Source organism: Streptomyces sp. NPDC050388 (assembly GCF_040655635.1).
GTDB lineage: Bacteria > Actinomycetota > Actinomycetes > Streptomycetales > Streptomycetaceae > Streptomyces.
On the sequence record NZ_JBFAKH010000117.1, the window covers coordinates 1 to 17,272 of the forward strand.

At 70.5% G+C, this 17,272-nt stretch carries 15 protein-coding genes and 2 pseudogenes; 4 read left to right on the top strand and 13 right to left on the bottom strand.

Going from position 1 to position 17,272, the window contains the following annotated elements; all coding sequences use genetic code 11:
• The first annotated feature begins 258 nt into the window (after positions 1–258).
• Together AB0I73_RS36675 and AB0I73_RS36680 are read left to right on the top strand one after the other, a co-directional pair.
• Complete coding sequence (locus tag AB0I73_RS36675) at positions 259–855, top strand: YceI family protein (RefSeq protein ID WP_363044753.1); 597 nt, start codon at positions 259–261, stop codon at positions 853–855.
• 561 nt (positions 856–1,416) lie between these two features.
• Positions 1,417–2,373: a zinc-binding dehydrogenase gene (locus AB0I73_RS36680; protein ID WP_363044754.1), complete on the top strand. Its 957-nt coding sequence runs from the start codon at positions 1,417–1,419 to the stop codon at positions 2,371–2,373.
• Between the two features lie 61 nt (positions 2,374–2,434).
• Here AB0I73_RS36680 and AB0I73_RS36685 read toward each other — a convergent pair.
• From AB0I73_RS36685 to AB0I73_RS36710, 6 genes and pseudogenes are all read right to left on the bottom strand, one after another.
• Positions 2,435–2,521 (bottom strand): annotated as a pseudogene (locus AB0I73_RS36685) (integrase core domain protein); the annotation flags it as partial.
• A gap of 181 nt (positions 2,522–2,702) precedes the next feature.
• The gene (locus tag AB0I73_RS36690; protein WP_363044755.1) at positions 2,703–3,539 is read right to left on the bottom strand and encodes an enoyl-CoA hydratase/isomerase family protein; all 837 of its coding nucleotides are present in this window, start codon (positions 3,537–3,539) and stop codon (positions 2,703–2,705) included.
• A 38-nt stretch (positions 3,540–3,577) separates the two neighbouring features.
• Positions 3,578–4,759 carry a thiolase family protein gene (locus tag AB0I73_RS36695; RefSeq protein WP_363044756.1) on the bottom strand — a complete coding sequence of 394 codons (1,182 nt, stop codon included), beginning with the start codon at positions 4,757–4,759 and terminating at the stop codon, positions 3,578–3,580.
• Between the two features lie 99 nt (positions 4,760–4,858).
• Positions 4,859–5,311, bottom strand: a complete 453-nt coding sequence (locus tag AB0I73_RS36700) for a MaoC family dehydratase (protein WP_363044757.1) — start codon at positions 5,309–5,311, stop codon at positions 4,859–4,861.
• Between the two features lie 44 nt (positions 5,312–5,355).
• A complete protein-coding gene (gene fabG / locus AB0I73_RS36705; protein WP_363044758.1) occupies positions 5,356–6,117 on the bottom strand; it encodes a 3-oxoacyl-ACP reductase FabG in 762 nt (253 codons plus the stop codon).
• An 80-nt stretch (positions 6,118–6,197) separates the two neighbouring features.
• Positions 6,198–6,872 carry an HAD family phosphatase gene (locus AB0I73_RS36710; RefSeq protein ID WP_363044759.1) on the bottom strand — a complete coding sequence of 225 codons (675 nt, stop codon included), beginning with the start codon at positions 6,870–6,872 and terminating at the stop codon, positions 6,198–6,200.
• Between the two features lie 402 nt (positions 6,873–7,274).
• Between AB0I73_RS36710 and AB0I73_RS36715 the strand changes: the two genes are divergently transcribed.
• The gene (locus tag AB0I73_RS36715) at positions 7,275–8,585 is read left to right on the top strand and encodes a cytochrome P450 (RefSeq protein ID WP_363044760.1); all 1,311 of its coding nucleotides are present in this window, start codon (positions 7,275–7,277) and stop codon (positions 8,583–8,585) included.
• Positions 8,586–8,610: 25 nt separating this feature from the next.
• Here the strand turns inward: AB0I73_RS36715 and AB0I73_RS36720 are convergent, their stop codons facing one another.
• Entirely contained in the window at positions 8,611–9,294 is a 684-nt protein-coding gene (locus tag AB0I73_RS36720; protein ID WP_363044761.1) for a TetR/AcrR family transcriptional regulator, read from the bottom strand.
• Between the two features lie 283 nt (positions 9,295–9,577).
• Here AB0I73_RS36720 and AB0I73_RS36725 point away from each other — a divergent pair.
• Positions 9,578–10,078, top strand: a pseudogene (locus AB0I73_RS36725) (transposase); the annotation flags it as partial.
• A 39-nt stretch (positions 10,079–10,117) separates the two neighbouring features.
• Here AB0I73_RS36725 and AB0I73_RS36730 read toward each other — a convergent pair.
• The 6 genes from AB0I73_RS36730 to AB0I73_RS36755 form a co-directional block, all read right to left on the bottom strand.
• Positions 10,118–10,411: a transposase gene (locus AB0I73_RS36730; RefSeq protein ID WP_363044767.1), complete on the bottom strand. Its 294-nt coding sequence runs from the start codon at positions 10,409–10,411 to the stop codon at positions 10,118–10,120.
• A 20-nt stretch (positions 10,412–10,431) separates the two neighbouring features.
• Positions 10,432–11,181 carry a hypothetical protein gene (locus AB0I73_RS36735; protein WP_363044762.1) on the bottom strand — a complete coding sequence of 250 codons (750 nt, stop codon included), beginning with the start codon at positions 11,179–11,181 and terminating at the stop codon, positions 10,432–10,434.
• Positions 11,168–12,733, bottom strand: coding sequence for a vWA domain-containing protein (locus AB0I73_RS36740; RefSeq protein ID WP_363044763.1), 1,566 nt, complete (start codon positions 12,731–12,733; stop codon positions 11,168–11,170). The genes AB0I73_RS36735 and AB0I73_RS36740 overlap by 14 nt, the downstream gene beginning before the upstream one ends.
• On the bottom strand, positions 12,730–13,935 hold the full coding sequence (locus AB0I73_RS36745) for a hypothetical protein (protein ID WP_363044764.1): 1,206 nt from the start codon (positions 13,933–13,935) through the stop codon (positions 12,730–12,732). The genes AB0I73_RS36740 and AB0I73_RS36745 overlap by 4 nt, the downstream gene beginning before the upstream one ends.
• A gap of 243 nt (positions 13,936–14,178) precedes the next feature.
• The gene (locus tag AB0I73_RS36750) at positions 14,179–15,210 is read right to left on the bottom strand and encodes a hypothetical protein (protein ID WP_363044765.1); all 1,032 of its coding nucleotides are present in this window, start codon (positions 15,208–15,210) and stop codon (positions 14,179–14,181) included.
• A 200-nt stretch (positions 15,211–15,410) separates the two neighbouring features.
• Positions 15,411–16,604 (bottom strand): hypothetical protein, encoded by a 1,194-nt coding sequence (locus AB0I73_RS36755; RefSeq protein ID WP_363044766.1) that lies wholly within the window; start codon positions 16,602–16,604, stop codon positions 15,411–15,413.
• Positions 16,605–17,272 lie beyond the last annotated feature (668 nt).

Consider the following 17,272-nt stretch of genomic DNA (forward strand, 5'->3'; position numbering starts at 1 on the left):
GACCCGGCGGCGGCCGCGCCGCCCGCGCCCGCCGTCGGCGCCGCGTCCTCTGAACGAAAAATCCCAGGTCAGTCCGTTCTGACCTGGGGGCACGGCAACCGTGTGGGCGGCCTTCCCGGCCGTGGTGTGGGCGGATTCTCGTGGCTGCTGTGCTCAGGCTGCCGGACCGTCGGAAGTGCAAGAATCCCCCTGGAATTGATTCAAACCTCAACATGTTGGGGGAGGGCGGAAGACATTCCCTCCCTGAAGGACGACCCCATGGGCCTGTTCAACCGCCGCCGCGCCACCGCTCCCGCCCCGGCCGCCGACGCGGCCTCCGCCCGGTTGACCGGCGTCTGGACCATCGACCCCGCGCACAGCAGCATCGCCTTCGTCGCCCGGTACGCCATGATCACCAAGGTCCGCGGCACCTTCGAAGACTTCGACGGCCGCCTGTACCTGGACGGCGAGCACCCCGGGCGCTGCACCGCCGACGTGACCATCGAGGCCGCCAGCCTCAACACCCGTCAGAAACAGCGCGACCAGCACCTGCGCAGCGCCGACTTCTTCCACGCCGAGGCCCACCCCGAGCTGTCCTTCCGCAGCACCTTGGTGCAGCGGCTCTCCGCGGACACCTACCGCCTGACCGGCGACCTGAGCATCAAGGGCGTCACCCGCCCAGTCGTCCTGGACCTGACCTTCACCGGCACGGCGACCGATCCCTTCGGCACCGAGCGCGCCGGTTTCGAGGGCTCCGCCACGGTCGACCGCACCGACTGGGGCCTGACCTGGAACAGCGTGCTGGAGACCGGCGGCGTGCTGGTCGGCGAGAAGGTGAAGCTGGAGTTCGACGTCTCCGCGATCCGCGCCGCCTGACCAGCGCCTCCGCGGGGCACTGTGATCACAGTGGAATCGCGCCCCGGCCACGCCTGTCCCCCCGCCTCCCTCACCGCCCCGGCGGGGACGTGCGCGACGTCGGCGAGGGCCGGGAAGCGCGCCCCAGGGCCGGGAGCCATCCCCCGCGTGCGCGGGAAGCGGCCGACGACGGCCCGGGCCGGGTCCAGGTGGCCGCCGGTGCGCGCCGGCCACCCCTGCCACCGGCGCGGACTGCCGTTCCGTCTCGACCGGCGGCGGTTTCCCCCTGCCCGTCGATGCGATCGACCTCGGCCGCGCGAAGGCTGCGGAAGGCCGGATTATTTCCCTCCGGGCGAGGCGACAGCGGTGAAATAGCCCACGCAACAGAAAGTTCATCATTCAACAATGTCCGGGTAGTTTCTGTAATGGGCCCACCACCTCGGGGCACCGTCCGAACCGCCCGGAGAGAGCCTCCAACGAGCACCGTCCGGTTCGAGAGACAAGAGAAAGCTCATCCAGCCCGGACGGACGGCGTCACCCGGCGTCGTCCCCCGACGCACGTATGCAAGGACACGCGACACCATGAAATCTTGGCGCTTCCACGGAACCAACCAGCCGCTCACCTTGGAGGAGGTGGCAGCGCCACACGCGGGACCGGGCGAGGTCGTCGTCGACGTCAAGGCCGCCGGTCTCTGCCACTCCGATGTCAGCGCGATGGACGACGCGGGCTGGATGTCGATGTTCCCGCGGATTCCGATGACGCTCGGGCACGAGAACGCCGGCGTGATCAGCGAGGTCGGCGAGGGCATGGGCCACTGGAAGATCGGCGACCGCGTCGGCCTCTCGCCGATGATGCCGGACGGCGACGCCATCGGCTACGGCGCCTGGGACGGCGGCTACGGACCCAAGGTGCGCGCGACCGACGCGAATCTGGTGCGACTGCCGGACGAGGTGTCGTTCGAGCTGGGCGCGATGGCGACCGACGCGGGCCTCACCTCGTACCACGCCATGGTCACGCTCGGCGGAGCGAAGAAAGGCACGCGGGTCGGTGTGATCGGCCTCGGCGGCCTCGGCTACATCGGCGCCCGCACCGCCGTCCTCAAGGGCGCCGAGGTGTACGCGGCCGACGTGAACCCGGCCACCCGGGAGCTCGCCGCCGAGGTCGGCCTGGCGGGCGTCGGCAAGTCGATCACCGAGTTCGCGGACAAGGACCTCGAGCTCGTCGTGGACTACGCGGGCTTCGGCACCACCACCGCCGAGGCACTCGAGACGCTCGGCGAATTCGGCACGCTGGTGCAGGTCGGCATGGGCCGTCTCGAGTCCACGATCAGCACCGGCGCGATCATTCTGAAGCAGCTGCGGGTCCTCGGCTCCAAGTCGGGCACGAAGCAGGATCTCGAGGAGCTCTACGACCTCATGCGGTCGGGCGACCTCAACCCGCCGCTGAACCGCATCACGCCGGACCGGATCCCCGAGGGGCTGGAGCGCCTCCGCAAGGGCGGGGTCGTCGGCCGCATCATCGCCCTGTACGAGGACTGAGCCGGCAAGCAGGCAAAAGCCTGCGGTGGCCCCGGACCGAAGCCGTTCGGGGCCACCGCTGCCCGGCGAACGCGACCGCCTCCGGGTGTGACGGTCCAGCCTCACCTGGTGCGACGTGCCGGCGGACGACGGTCTTGGTGCGGTCATAGCCAGAAGATCGGATAGAGCATGCGCAACGCCATGCAGTCCGAGCTTGCCACGGTCGCTTGAAGCAGCAAGTGCCTACTCAGGGGCTGTGCCTGGGTATTGGCACCCTCCAGGGGCGACCCGATAGGTGCCCGGACTCGGCCGCCCGGCACACGGGCCGTGTGCCGGGCGGCCGAGTCCGCTCAGTCTCCCGGCCCGGATGCGTGGCCTCCGACGGCGGAGCGCCCCGACCGGCTCGGCCCGCGCACGGTGAAGGCCGCCAGGAGCGCGGCGGACTCCGGCTCGGTGACGGCGGACGCGATCACCCGCGTCTCCTCCCGCCCGGCCTCCTCGCGCGAGGTCTCCGCGGACCGGCGCACCAGCCGCTTGGTCTGGCCCAGGGCGAAGGCCGGTCCGGCAGCGAGGACTTCGGCCAGGTGGCGGGCCCTGTCCTCGAGACGGGCGTCGTCCGCCACCTCACTGATCATCCCCCACGCCAGGGCCTCAGCGGCGGTGAGGGTCCGTCCGGTCAGGGCCAGTTCCAGCGCGCGGGGCTGCCCGACAGCCCGCGGCAGCAGGTGGGACAGACCGCAGTCGGGCGTCAGGCCGACGCCGGCGTAGGCCGTCAGAAACTTCGCCGAGGTGGCCACGACGGCCACGTCGCAGCTGAGCACCAGCGCCAGCCCGGCGCCCGCGGCGGCGCCCTGGACCGCGACGACGACCGGTTTGGGCATGTCCGCCAGGCGTCGCAGGGCACCGTCCAGAGTGTTGGCCAGCTCCCTCAGGTAGGCCGCCCGGTCCGGTGCGGCGGCCATCGCCTCCACGTCGCCGCCCGCGCAGAACCGCCTGCCCTCGCCACGGACGAGTACCGCCCGCACCTCGGGGTCGGCCGTCGCCCGGTCGACCGCCGCGCCCAACGCCCGTGCAGTGGGCAGGTCCACGGCGTTCGCCCGGTCCGGCCGGGCCAGGACGAGGTGGGCGACCCCAGCACGACGGTGGTAGCGGACGAGACCGTCCGCGGTTTCCCGGCCCTCGGGCACGGCAACCTCATTCTTCGGAGTCAGGGGCGGCATCGCGCTCACACCCGCCGGAACAGCGCGGCCAGGGCCTGGCCGCCGCCGATGCACATGGTCACGACGCCCAGTTCGAGATCGCGCCGGACCAGGTCCTTGGCCACCCGCAGCGTCAGCATCGCGCCGGTGGCTCCGACCGGATGCCCCAGGGCGATGGCACCGCCGTAGGGGTTGGTCCGCTCCGGGTCCAGTCCGGCGTCCCGGATCACCGCGACCGCCTGGGCGGCGAACGCCTCGTTCAGCTCGACGACGTCGATGTCCGCCGGGCCGGTGCCGGTCTTGGCGAACAGCTTGCGCAGCGCCTCGACCGGGGCGTAACCCATCAGCTCCGGCTCCATGGCCGCAGTCGCCACCGCCTCCAGCGACACGAGGGCGGTCAACCCGCGGGCGGCCGCGGTCGTCTCCCGGGCGAGCACCAGTGCCGCGGCGCCGTCGTTGATCCCGGAGGAGTTGCCGGCGGTCACGGTGCCGCCCTGCCGGAACGCGGGGCGCAGGTCGGCCAGTGTCCGCACGGTGGTGTCGGGCCGGGGGTGCTCGTCGGTGTCGACCGTGCGCGGGGTACGGCCGCCCGTCTCGACGGGGGTGATCTCCTCGGCGAAGGCCCTCCGGGCCGGGGGCAGTGCCGCGCGACGCTGTGACTCGGCGGCGAACTCGTCCTGCTCCTGTCGGGAGACCGCGTACTTCGTGGCCACGTTCTCCGCCGTGACGCCCATGTGGATGCCGTGGAAGGGGTCGGTGAGCATCATGACGGTGCCGTCCGTGAGGGTACGGTCCCCCAGCCGGTAGCCCGAGCGGGCCGCGAAGTCGTAGAACGGCATCCGGGTCATGTTCTCGTCGCCGCCGGCCAGCGCGATGTCCACCCCGCCCCACCGCATCTGCATGGCTGCCGACCAGACGGCCTGCAAACCGCTGCCGCACAGCCGGTTGACGGTGTAGGCGGGCACGTTCCGGGGCAGCCCCGCCGCCAGGGCGACCCGGCGCCCGTTGTACGCGTCCGCGCCGACCTGTCCGATGCAGCCCATGACGACCTCGTCGACGTCCTCGGGCGCCACCCCGGCGCGCTGGAGCGCCGCACGGGCGGCGGTGCCACCGAGTTCATGCGCCGGCACGTCCTTGAACGCACCGCCGAAGGCACCGATCGCGGTGCGGGCCCCGTCGACGACGAGGATCTTTTCCTGTGACCCCATGGTGGTTCCTTCCGAGTGGTGGTGGGGTGCCGCTCCCGGGCGGCCACCGGACGACGGGCGCTCGGCGCACCGTGCCGCGCCGCGCGGTGTCCGGCGTGGTCAGGGCACCATGACGCTGACGGTCTCGGCGACGCACACCGGCTTGTCGCCCCCTTCGCGTTCCACGGTGACCCGGGCGACGGCCTGGGCCCCCTTCGGGCCAGGGACGACGGAGAGCAGTTCGACGCCGGCCCTGACCCGGGAGCCGGCCGGCACCGGCGAGGGGAAGCGCACTTTGTTGCAGCCGTAGTTGACGCTCATGGCCAGGCCGTCCACCCGGTAGACCTCGCCCGCCAGTTCCGGCACCAGGGACAGGGTCAGGTAGCCGTGGGCGATCGTCGTGCCGAACGGCCCGGCCGCCGCCCTCCCTGCGTCGACGTGGATCCACTGGTGGTCGCCGGTGGCGTCCGCGAACCGGTCGATCCGCTCCTGCGTGACGGTGCGCCAGGCACTGTGCCCCAGGTGCCTGCCGACCGCCTGCTCCAGTTCCGCGATGCCGTTGAAGACCTGCATGGTGCTCCTGTTCTCGTCGGGTCCGTGTGGAGTCCGTGCCGTGGTCAGTCGCAGGGGCCGCCCGCGACGTAGAGAACCTGGCCGGAGACGAATCCGGCCCCCTCGCTCGCGAAGTACGAGACCGCGTGGGCGATGTCCTCCGGCCGGCCGATGCGCGCCACGGGCACACCGGCGGCCACGGAGGCCTTGAATTCCTCGAACGGCACACCCATCCGTTCGGCGGTCGCGGCGGTCATGTCGGTCTCCACGAAGCCGGGGGCAATGGCATTGGCGGTGATCCCGAACCTGCCCAGTTCGACGGCGAGGGTCTTGGTGAAGCCCTGGACTCCCGCCTTGGCCGCCGCGTAGTTCGCCTGCCCTCGGTTGCCGAGCGCCGAGGTGCTGGACAGGTTGACGATGCGCCCCCACCGCTGCTCCGTCATGAACCGCTGTACGGCACGGCTCATCAGGAAGGCCCCGCGCAGGTGCACGTTCATGACCGTGTCCCAGTCATCGCCGGTCATCCGGAACAGCAGGTTGTCCCGGATGACGCCGGCGTTGTTGACCAGCACGGTGGGCGGGCCGAGAACGTCGGCGACCCGCTCGACCGCCGTCTCGACGGCCGCTTCGTCGGCCACGTCCGCACCGACCGCGAGTGCCTGTGCGCCCTCGGACCGGATGTCGTCGACGACCGTCCGGCAGGCGACCTCGTCCAGATCGAGGACGGCCACGGCAAACCCGTCCAGAGCCAGCCGCCGCGCGACCGCGGCGCCGATGCCGCGCGCGGCACCGGTCACCACGGCGGTGCGCCGTTCGTGGGTGTTCATCTCTCCAGCGTCCTTTCGTGACCTTCCAGGGATGCGGCCCGGGGCCGCCTCAACCGGTGTTCGGCCGGGCGACACGGGTGCTACGCAGGGGCCGCGCCGGAGCTCCGCAGCTGCGGCAGCAGGTGGGCCAGTGCCGTACGGGTGGCGTCCGGATCGGTGTGCAGCAGGGCCCGCAGGCCCACGGCCCGGGCACCGGCCACGTTCGCCTCGGCGTCGTCGACGAACACCACCTGTTCAGGCGTCAGGCCCAGTCCCCGCACGGTCAGTTCGAAGATCTCCGGCGACGGCTTGCGCAGACCGACCTCGCCGGAGAGCACCACCGGGACGAAGAGCGCCTCCAACCGTTTCCGCGGATAGTCGTTGCCCCAACTGTTCGACAGCAGCGCCACCGCCACCCCGCAGTCGCGCAGCTCCTCGGCGAGCGCGTACATCCGCGGCTCCGGGCGCAGTCCGGCGAAGAACCGGTCCAGGAGGCCCACGGGGTCGACGGCGGCTCCGTCCCACCGCACGAGCCGCGCGGCGAAGAGCCGCTCGAACTCGGCCACCTCCAGTTCTCCGGTCTCCAGCCGGTGGAGCGGCGTGCCCTGCGGTGCCCGCCGTCCGAGCCACGCCTTCAGCGTGCGGGAGAACGAATCCGGCTCGATGCCGTCCTGCTCCAGCCAAGCGGCGATCGAGTGCCGTACCGGGGTGGTCAGCACACCGCCGTAGTCGAACACCACCGCCCGGGGCGGGCCCTGGTCCGTCGTCGTGGTCACCACGCCACGCCTCGGACCGCTCCCCCGCGACGCTCCGCGGGCGGACGTCCTCCCACCGTACGGCGCCGAGACCCCACCACGGGCGCGGGCCGTGGTTCGTCGGGTTGGTTCCTGTCCGCGCCGCATCCTGTGCCTGACATGCCGCATCTCCTCGTCGTCGACAGCGGACCCCGTGTCGCGGGCGGGATGGGGTGCCCGGCGCGGGCCGGCGCCGCCGGCCCCACCGCAGGGCCCACACTCCGCCCCGTCGGCTCCAGGCGCCGCCCGCTTCTGTGCCCACGCGGCTCCCGCGGGGCGCGGGGAGCCCGCCCTCGGCGGGGGAGCCGTCGACGCCCCGCCGCCGCGACCGTAACTCAACATAGACGTCAACTTCAACTTACACTTGAAGTCGTCGTCAGGTTCGTGTATTCCTACCGTGAGCCCCACTTCCGAACACCGGTCTTCGAGCTCGACAAGGAGGCCCTGCGGTGTCCGTTCGAACACTTCAGTACCGCCCGTGAAGAAGCGCCGATCTCCTGGTACGCCGACGGCAACTTCTGGGTCGTGTCGAGCCATGAACTGGCCACTCAAGTCCTCAACAACAAGGAGTTCTCCGCCGAGCAGTGCATCGGCGAGAAGGCCGACGCGATCTGGACCCGGGTGATCGAGCTCGCCCGGGAGAACCCGGAGACCAAGCACCGGATCGAGGGCTATGGAGCGGGCGCCCGACGCGTCCTGCTGTTCTCCGACCCGCCCGTGCACACCCGGCACCGGCGCATCATCAACCGCGCCCTGACCCCGACGGCGGTCCGTCGCAACGCCGACAACATGCGGCGCATCGCGCGCGGCCTGATCGACGACCTGGCCGCGCGCAAGGAGGAGGTGGAGTTCGTCGAGGTCTTCGCCGAGCCCTACCCGATGGCGGTGATCTCCGCGGTCCTCGGCCTGCCGGAGACGGACCACAAGAAGCTCCGCGGCTGGGTCACCGACCTGAACTCGATGATCGCCACCGAGGGGCTCACCGACGACGACGTCCGCAAGCTGTCGCAGACCCGTTTCGACTTCGACGACTACTTCCACGCCGCCGCCGAGGACCGGATGGCCAACCCCACCGATGACCTGACGTCGATGGTGGTGCACGAGAACGAGAAGAGCCGGGAGAGGATGAGCCGGGACGACCTGATGATGGTCTACCAGCTCCTCGTCGTCGGCGGCGCGGACACCAGTGACGCGGCGATGTCACGCATGCTGGAGGACCTCGCCACCCACCCGGAGACCTACGACAGGCTCCGCCGCGAGCCGGAGAAGATCCCGAACTACATCGAGGGGGTGCTGCGCACCGCCGGCCCGGCACTGGGCATCTTCCGGCGCGCGACGGCCGACATCGAGGTCGGTGACCAGGTCGTCAAGGAGGGCGACTTCGTCTGGATCAGCTTCGCCGGCGCCAACCACGACCCCTCGGGGTACGGACCGAAGGCGGGGCTGGTGGACCTCGACGAGGAGCGGACGACCCGACACATGACCTTCGGCTGGGGAGCCCACCTGTGCATCGGGGCTCCGCTCGCCCGCCAGGAGATGAAGATCGCCCTGGAGGAGATGACCCGGCGGTTCTCCCGGATCGAACTCGCCCCCGGCCACGATTACCCGCCGCCGTACCGGCCGAGCTTCCTCTTCCACGGCCCGGCCTCGCTGTGGTTGCGCTTCACCGAGGACCCCGAGGCCCCACGAGACTGACCGGCGCCCAGCCGGCCCCGGCGGGTCACTCCTGTTCCGGGGCCGGTCCGGGCACCCTCACACCCAGCGCGTTGGCCCACAGCAGGGAGAGCTGCCGCGCGGCCTTCTCCAGTTCGTAATCGGCGTTCTGCGCCGACCAGCGGTACGCGAAGTTGCTCACCATCCCGCTGAGGGCCATCGCCGCGTACGCCGGGTCGATCTCCGGGTCGGCGGTGCCCCGTTCCTGCCAGTAGCGGATGCCGCGCTCGATCCGCTGCACGAACCGGTCGCCGGCCTCCCGTCTCAGCGCCTCGACACTCGCGTCGAGTGTCGCGACCTGCTCCCACACAACCATGATCGCGCGGTTCTTCCGGTACGCCTCGAGATAGGCGTGATTGGCCCGCAGGATCTGCTCGTAGGGCTCCAGCCGGTCGGGCCCCTCGTCCTCCTCATGCTGCACGTGCCGGGGCCCGGGGCTGCGCAGTTCGTCCTCCAGTTCACGCAGGAGCGTGACGAAGATTTCCTCCTTGGAGTCGAAGTACGTGTAGAAGGACCCGTGTGCCGCCTTCGCGGTGTCGGCGATGTCGGTGATCCGCGCGTCCGCGAAGCCGTCGCGCGCGAATACTTGCCGGGCCGCGTCCAGAAGGGCCTGCCGACGTCGCCGCCCACGGGCCGTGGCGGGCAGACGTACGGCGGGCTCGGGCTCGCCCAGGTCACTACTGTCGGCCATGCTGCTTCCCTGCTTCCCGTGATGTCGGGTGGACCATGCACCCGTGAGCATAGTCGATTTCGACGTCGGGTTCATGTCACTGGGGAGACCGTCGCGCACCTCGCGGTCCGGCCGTCACGAGGGACGCCGCGGGCTCCGCCGCCCTGGGCGGGAGTGTCTGATCAACGCGGATCTGATGATCAAGGAGACGCCAGAGATGACCGAGACCGTTGTCGAGCAGGAGTCCGTGGAGAAGCCGGGGGTCACACCGGTGCCGGCCACGTCGGATGAGCAGTTGGTCGCGATGCTCGTGGACCGGGCCCGATCCGAGGGGCTGCAGCTGACCGGCGAGGGCGGCCTGCTGCAGATGCTGACCAAGCGGGTGCTGGAGCCCGCCCTGGAGGGCGAGATCACCGATCACCTCGGATACGAGAAGCACGACGCCGAGGGCCGGAACAGCGGCAACAGCAGGAACGGAACCCGGGCGAAGACCGTGCTGACCGACGTCGGCCCGGTCCAGGTCAGGGTGCCCCGGGACGTGGCCGGCAGCTTCGAGCCGCAGATCGTCAAGAAGCGGCAGCGGCGCCTGACCGGCGTGGACGAGATGGTGCTGTCGCTGTCCGCGAAGGGGCTCACGCACGGGGAGATCTCCGCGCACCTGGCCGAGGTCTACGGCGCCGAGGTGTCCAAACAGACCATCTCCACGATCACCGACAAGGTGATGGAGGGCATGGCGGAATGGTCCAACCGCCCGCTGGACCGCGTCCATCCGGTCCTGTTCGTGGACGCCATCAACGTCAAGATCTTGGTTCTGTCGACGATCTTGTGATCCGGACGGTCCGGCTCATCCTGCGAGCAGGACGCGTTTGCGAAGGAGATCAAGACTGGCCCGGCCGAACATCTGGCGTTTCAGCATCTTCAGCCGGTTGATGTTGCCCTCGACGGCGCCGGAACTGTGGGGCAGAGACAGCCCGTTGCGAACGGCGTCGAAGTCCCGGCGGAGGTTGCGGGCGAAGGACGCCAGCGGGGCCAGGGTGTCCCGTTCGACGTCGGCGATCCAGTTCTCGAGGCGGTCGCCAGGCGTTCCACTGCCACAGACGCCCCCAAAGGCGTTGTGCTTCGCGGCGGTGAAGGACATGAATTCCCGGTGAGCGGCGGTCACCAGAAGATCGCGATCGCCTCCAGCGTCACCTCGCGGGTGTCCTCCCGCCAGCCGGTCATCTTGCCGAGGCAGCGGGCCGTGAACGTGCCGTCCGGGATGGAGCGGCGCGCGTTCCCGGGAGCTACGACGCGCATGTAGACGGGAGGCTGCTCGTCGCCGTACTCGGCCCGCAGGACGAATCCCTCCGTCACGTCCGGCACGCGCGAGAACATGCCTTTGACCGAGACGAATTCGCCGATGCGGCTCAGGGTCACCGCACGGCCGTCGGCCAGGTTGTCGGCGAGGTTCCGGTTCGGGACGACGGTCAGTGTGGTCAGGTCGGCGTGGACGATGGCGTCGGCCCGGTCGAAGGCCTCCATGACCACGCCGATCACATTGATCGGTTTGTCCTTGCGCACGAACTTGCGGAACGTCTCCTGGCTGACGTCCCGCTTCAGCCGGAACCGGAACAGCCACGTCAGCATCCGGCTCCAGAAGCCGACGCTCGTGTCGACCTTCGTCCGCAGCTCGACGGCCTCCTCCAGCGCGGACCGATAGTTGCCGAGCTCGTACAGGTCCATCACGGCCTGCTCGTCGAGGTACAGGCAGATGCTGTACGCCGACTGCCAGCGGCGCAGGTGCCTGCGCCGCTGGCGGGCATGGCGCACCAGGATCACCGCGAGCACCACCGCGCCGGCGACCGTCACCAGCCAGACCGTCATCCACGGCCACCAAAGGCTCCACCACAGTGCGTCAGTGACAGCCACGGATCTCCTTGAAAGCCTCGGAAAGGGACGAGCCGGCGGCTTCCACCATCCGTCCGCCCGTCCTCGCCGCCGCGCGCCGCAGTTCGCCTGCGTCGGCCTCGCCGAAGTGGACGGGGTAGGTGGGGACGGTGGCGCGCACGGCGGCGGGCAGTGCCTTGTGGCGGCGTACGAACTCGGCGTAGGACAGGCCCGCGTTGTTCTCGCCGTCCGTCATCAGGACGAGCGAGACGGAGCGGTCGGGGTCGGCGGCCAGTTCGAGGGCGGCGGTGCGGTAGCCGTGGTCGAGGGCGGACCATACGGCGGTGGCGTCGCCGTAGCCGCCCCGGGCGACGGTGCCTGCGAGGGCGGTCAGATCCTTCGGGCCGGTGACGGTGACGGTCGTCTGCTCCAGCACCCGGCCGCCGAACCGGACGACGGTCAGTCGCTCGTTCCGGTAGAAGCGGGTGAACTTGCCGGAGGCGGAGGGGTCCGCGCCGCTGAGTCCGGCGAAGGCCTCACGCAGGGCGGCCATCCGGGCGCCGCGCATCGAGCCGGAGAAGTCGAGTAGGAAGACCACCTGGCTCGCGGTGCGGCGGTCGGGGTCGCCGTAGTCCGCCAACAGCGTTTCGACGACGGCCGGTTGGTCGGGGTAGAAGAGCGCGTTGCCGACCGGTTCGCGCAGCCGCGCGTCCCGGGTGACCGTCGTAGTCACGGGGCGGCGCACCGTGTGCCGCATGATTTGGCGCTGCACCGAGTCGCGCCGCAGCCACCTCGTGACCTTGTCGTACGCGGCGCGGTGGGCCGGGTTCAGCAGGAGCAGCGGGAAGTCCGCCAGGACCATGCCGTCCTCGGGGCGAATGACCTCCAGGTGGTCGTCGAGGCGGCCGGAAGCGTTGAGGGCGAGCAGATCGGACTCGTACGTGATGAGGGCGTTGGCCTCGTCCTGGTGGTCGACGTAGGTGTCGATGAGGGCGGGGCCGGTGTCGGCGGTGAGGACCTGGCCGGAGCGGAAGCCGCGCAGCCGGTCGCAGGAGACGTCCTCGGGGCGTAGCGCTGCTCCGGTGCCGGCCGCGGCGGTGGCGACGCCGACGAGGGCGGCGAGCCCGCTGCCGGCGTGCCGGGGGTCGGCCATGCCGAAGCGGACGGTGCCGGCGGCGGCAGCATCCGCGATGTCCGCCCAGGTGAGCCGGGAGCCGGGCACCCGGGCGCGAAGCTCACGTGCCACATCCGGCTTCAGGCCGATGACGACGGGGGACGTCATGGTGGCCGTGCGCTGCAGCCTTCGGATCGCGTGTCTGTCGGTGAGACGCAGATAGTGGTCGGAGGACAGCCACGCGAGGTCGTAGCGGTCGCGGTCCGGGGCCTTGGTCTCGGCGTCAGCCCGGTGGTACAGGCGCAGGTCGACGCCGGTCTCGTCCTTCAACTCGCCCAGCAGCGGGCCCAGTACGGCGAGATCGGGACTGGCGAGGACGCGCAGCCGGACCGTGTCGTCGCCGGCGTCGCCCGAGCAGGCGGTGAGGAAGGTGGCGACGAGCGCCAGGCAGAGTGCCAGCAGGCCCGCACCGCGCTTCACTGGCTGCCGGTCCTGTCCGGGCAATCGCCGACGATCTCGATCATCTTCTCCAGCAGGGGCAGGCTGGGCAGGACCGCGCGGGTGTCGTCGGAGGAGGTGGTGGGCACCGGGATCTGCCGCTCGGTGAGGAACCGGGTGAGTTCGTCGCTGCTCGCACCGCTGCCGGCGCTGCGGGCCCGGAAGCCCAGCTCCATGGCACGGTGCTGGAGTTCGGGGTCCTCGCTGACCAGTTCGCCGAGCCGCGCGCCGTCGCCGGTCAGCGCGACGAGTTGGGGTTCGGTGACGAAGCGCGTGGACGGGTAGAGCAGGACGCGCTCGTCGTCGGTCTCGCCCTTCTGCGCCTTGTGCCGTAGCTGATGGGCGAGGAACTGGTGCTCGTAGATCACCGCGATCGGGGCGATGCCCTGCCCGTCGGGGGACAGATATGTTTCGGCCCGTTCGGAGGACGGCAGGCCCTGTTCGACGAGGAGCGGCTTGATCTTCCGGGCGAGTTGCTCGGCCTCGGCCTCGCTGTCCGGTGCGTCGTTCCCGTGCTCGACGAAGGCCACAAGCCCGAGGTAGGTGCCGGCGGAGTTGGCCTCGCAGATGTCCGAGGTCTGGGCGAGGATCTTGTTGCCGTTGCGGACGTGGTTCTTGTCGTCGATCTCGTCCCAGCGGTAGCCGTCCTCTGGATCACGCTGGACGCCCTTCCTCTTGCCGAGCGCGAGGTCGAGGAATTTCCGCATGTCGAGGGTGTAGTACATCGGCGGGCCGCCCGAGCCCGGCAGGCGCCCCGCGACGCCTTCCGCCGCGAGCACCTCGGCGTAGTCCCGGTAGGTAGCCAGCACGATGGGGCTGACGAAGGGGCGGTACAGCAGCACCGGACGGTTCGCCCGGGCGCGCTCCCGGCTGATCAGGTCGGCGGCCGGCTGGCCGGAGGGAAAGACGACGTCGTATCCGTCGTAGTCCTGCTTGGCGATCTCACGCGAGCCCATGCTCGTGATGTGCACGCGGAAGCCGTGCTTCATGAGCAGCCGCTCGACTTCGGGGTCCTGGAAGAAGTTCCTCTTGGAGGCCATCTTGGCCTCGATGGTGACCACCGGCCGCACCGGCAGCAGCAGGTTCCCGGAAGCCACGAGCAGGATCAGCCCGATGACCGGGACGGGCAGCGCCGCTGCCAGCGCTCTGCGCAGGTGGCGGCGCGGGGGTCTGGTAACGGTCAACCGCGGCTCTTCGGCAGCGGGTCTGTTCTCGGGCACCTGCATTCTCCCCCTGATGCCTGCGTTCTCCCCGTGTGGCCGGGCCAGGATCGTCGGTGACGGTGGTGTACCCCAAATGGCCTCTCAGAGAACGCCGGTTGAAGGTTCAGGGCATGGGTAGCCGGTCCGGGTCACGTCTGGGGAGGTGGTGTACCGGTTCCCCCCTGATCCGGGCGTTTGCCCGTGCGCCGGAACGAGGGCCCGGATTCAGAACAGGGAGTCCCAGAGGGCCGCTTCCGGGTCGGGTTCTTCTGGGTGAAGCATGCAGCGTCCGCAGCGCAGAAGTCCTGGTTCGTTGGTGCCGGAGGCGGCGTTCATCCATGGCAGGGCCTCCATGGCGTGTGCGCGCTCGTCGTCGGCGAGGGCGTCGACGGTCCGGCGGAGCTCCACGGGTGCTGATTGCTCGGTGAGGCAGAGCCAGCCGACCGCCGCCGCCAGGCGGGCTTCGGGGGCTTCCGTCCCGTCGTGCCACCGTTCACGCAGCCACGTGACGGTCGGCGGGTGCGGGTGGGCCCGGGTGATCTCGGCGGTGGCCAGGAGCAGGGCGGCGCGGACCATGGCGTCGCCTTCGGCGGCGAATCCGTTGGCCAAGGCTGTCCGGATGATGTGGCCGGGGTCGGCGGCGGTCGCCAGGACGTAGGCGGCGGCAACGCGGACGGTGGGGTCGGAGTCTCCGAGAAGGGGCAGGAGTGCGGAGGCGTCTGTGGTGATCGCAGCTCGGGCGGCAGCCACCGACCAGCCGGCCGGGTAGCCGGTCACCTCGTAGCCGTAGCCGTCGTGGGTGTCGGGGGCATCGCGTCGGGGGTCGTTGCGATGGAGGAGGAGTTCTTCGCGGGAGGCGACGCCGTGGTGCCGGGCACGGGCGGGGCCGGAGAGTACAGCGAGAACGGCGGCGCGGTGTGAGTGGTGGACGTCGATGGCCAGGGGGATGAGGAACGGCACGGCGAGGGCGGCAGCGGCTCGGCTGTCATTGGCGCACAGGCCCGACAGCACACCCGTCGTGTCCACGCCCGGTTCGCCGTCAGCACGCAGGAGGTGAACGGCCTTTCGGGCGTCGTGCCCATGAGGGAAGTTCCCCCACGGGACGGAATCGAGGTCCAAGCCCTGCCGGAGTTCGGGCAGGATGCCGGCCACCACCGCCCGCACGTCGAACGGGCCGCCCGAGAACAAGGCCAGGTCTGCCCCGTCCGCCACTTCCCGGCACATCGCGAACGTCGGATCGGTCCGCCAGTCCTTCACACCACACCCCCACCTTTGAACCCCGGAACTCGATCATGACGGGACCCAGCGGCCCACCGGAAACCACTCCCCGGATGAACCAGCCGCTCACACGGGGCCAACCATCGTGTACAGGGACCAACCGGAACACTCAAGGGCCAACTTCGATGCTCAGCCTCAGGCGGGGAACGTCATGGGTACGGGGTGCGGTGGCGGGCCTGTCACAGCAACGCAGCGATGCCCTCCCGGTTCTCTGGCAGCCCGGCCGCGCGGAACCACAACCAGTTGCCGCTGATGCTGCCCGTGGCCTCGTCGGTGTCCACGAACGCCCGCAGCAGGGCGCGTTGGGCGGAGGTGAGCGAGTGGGCCGGGTTGCAGCCGGCGGGGAAGGCCCTGAACAGGATCGGCCCGCGTTCGTTGTCGACGATGGACCTGTGGCCGGCGGCCACCATGGCGGTGGCCACCGGTGCCACCTCCTCGAACGATGCGGCCAGATCGAGCGCGGAACGCAGCACGGTGAACCGGAACCACCCGTCGACCCCGCACAGCGGCTCGGGGAACCATCCGTCTGTCGTGCGGGGGTCCCGCAGCGCGTCGAGGAGCACGGCGAGAGCGCGGGGCCGATCGACTCGGACGGGACCGAGCGCAGCGCAGACCCGCACGGCCGGGTCGGAGTCGGCGAGCAGGTCGGAGGTGTCCATCCCCCAAAGACTCAGCGCCCGCGCCACGGCGGCTCGCTCCCGCCGGCCCGTCATGCTGCCCAGCCGGGCCCGCAGCAGCGCGGCGGCGCGCGGTACGCGGTCACCAAGGGCCGGGGCGGAAAGGAGCGGCATTGCGGCGCCGAGCGCGGTCTCACAGACGTGGGGGTCGGAGGAAGAGAGGAACGGCTCGACGGCGTCGTACAGGGCGGGCCGGATGTCCCGGCACGCTTGCAGTGCGGCAAGCTCGTCGGGGTCGCGCTCGCCTCGCGAGTCCTCGTGCCAGGGCTGCCACTCCCAGTTGGCTCGGTCCCGCGCCGGATCCTCCCCGTAGGCAGCTGACTCAGCCACCTGGCCCAGCCAGCCGAGCAGAGCGGCCCGCAAGCTGCGCGGCGGCCCGTCGTCCCACGGGAAGTGTCCCTCGTGCTCGGCGAGGCCCATGGGATGGTCGAGGATCGCGGCGACGAACAGCGCCGCGGGCGCGGTGACCGTGTACAGCGAGCCCTGATGCAGCACACCCATGTCCAATGCGGCCAACGCCTCGGACCGCACCTCGGCATCCTCGTCCACGAGGGAGCACAGGGAGACTGGTATGTCCTCACCGGAGCCGTAGGCGTGCCGGTGAGAAGCCCAGTCCGTCTCCAACAGCAGTTCTTGAGCCACTGCCGGCAACCCGCTCAGGATCCGCGCCATGCGGGCACTCTCGCTGTCCGTCATGCACGCACTCTGCCAGCACCCACCGACAACGCCCCCTCTCGGAAGCTCACTGGACAGAACCAGCGCTCCGCCACAGTGGGCCATCTATCGCTCCCAGGGGCCGACTGGCCCTTGAAGAAGAGTCCGCCGCTCAGATTCTGGCACTGCCCCGCTGGTGACCGAGTACGGCTGGTGGGTTTTGGAAGTCGTCAGCTCTACCTGGAACACGGTGGCCATGAAACTGAGCACCGCAGACATCTCGCGCCCGGGGGCTCGGCCTCGACCCTGCGGAGGCAGACCATCGTGCCCTCTACGTGGCACTCACGCGTGCGCGCCTCAACACGCCGGCCCTCACATGAAGCGCTCTCGAACAGCGCCGGATCCCCGTGTCGGCTTGCCCGGCGGGGCGTCGTCGTATCAGATCCCCGTCCACGCAGGACTCCCACCGGAGCAAGCCGACGTGGGTCCTCACCTGTCACGAGCGATCGCGGGCGGGGCACCAACCCCGCGGACGTACTCACGTCACAGGGCTCTGGCCTGGACTTACGCGCTCACCCTGGATCAACTGGGCGCCCGTGGACAGCTTCTACAACATGTGCCATGTGGTACCGGCACGCGCCGTAGGCGCATCCCATTGAGCGCCGTCCTTCCCGCCGCACCACAGGGCCCCAAGCACGCGAAAATGTCTC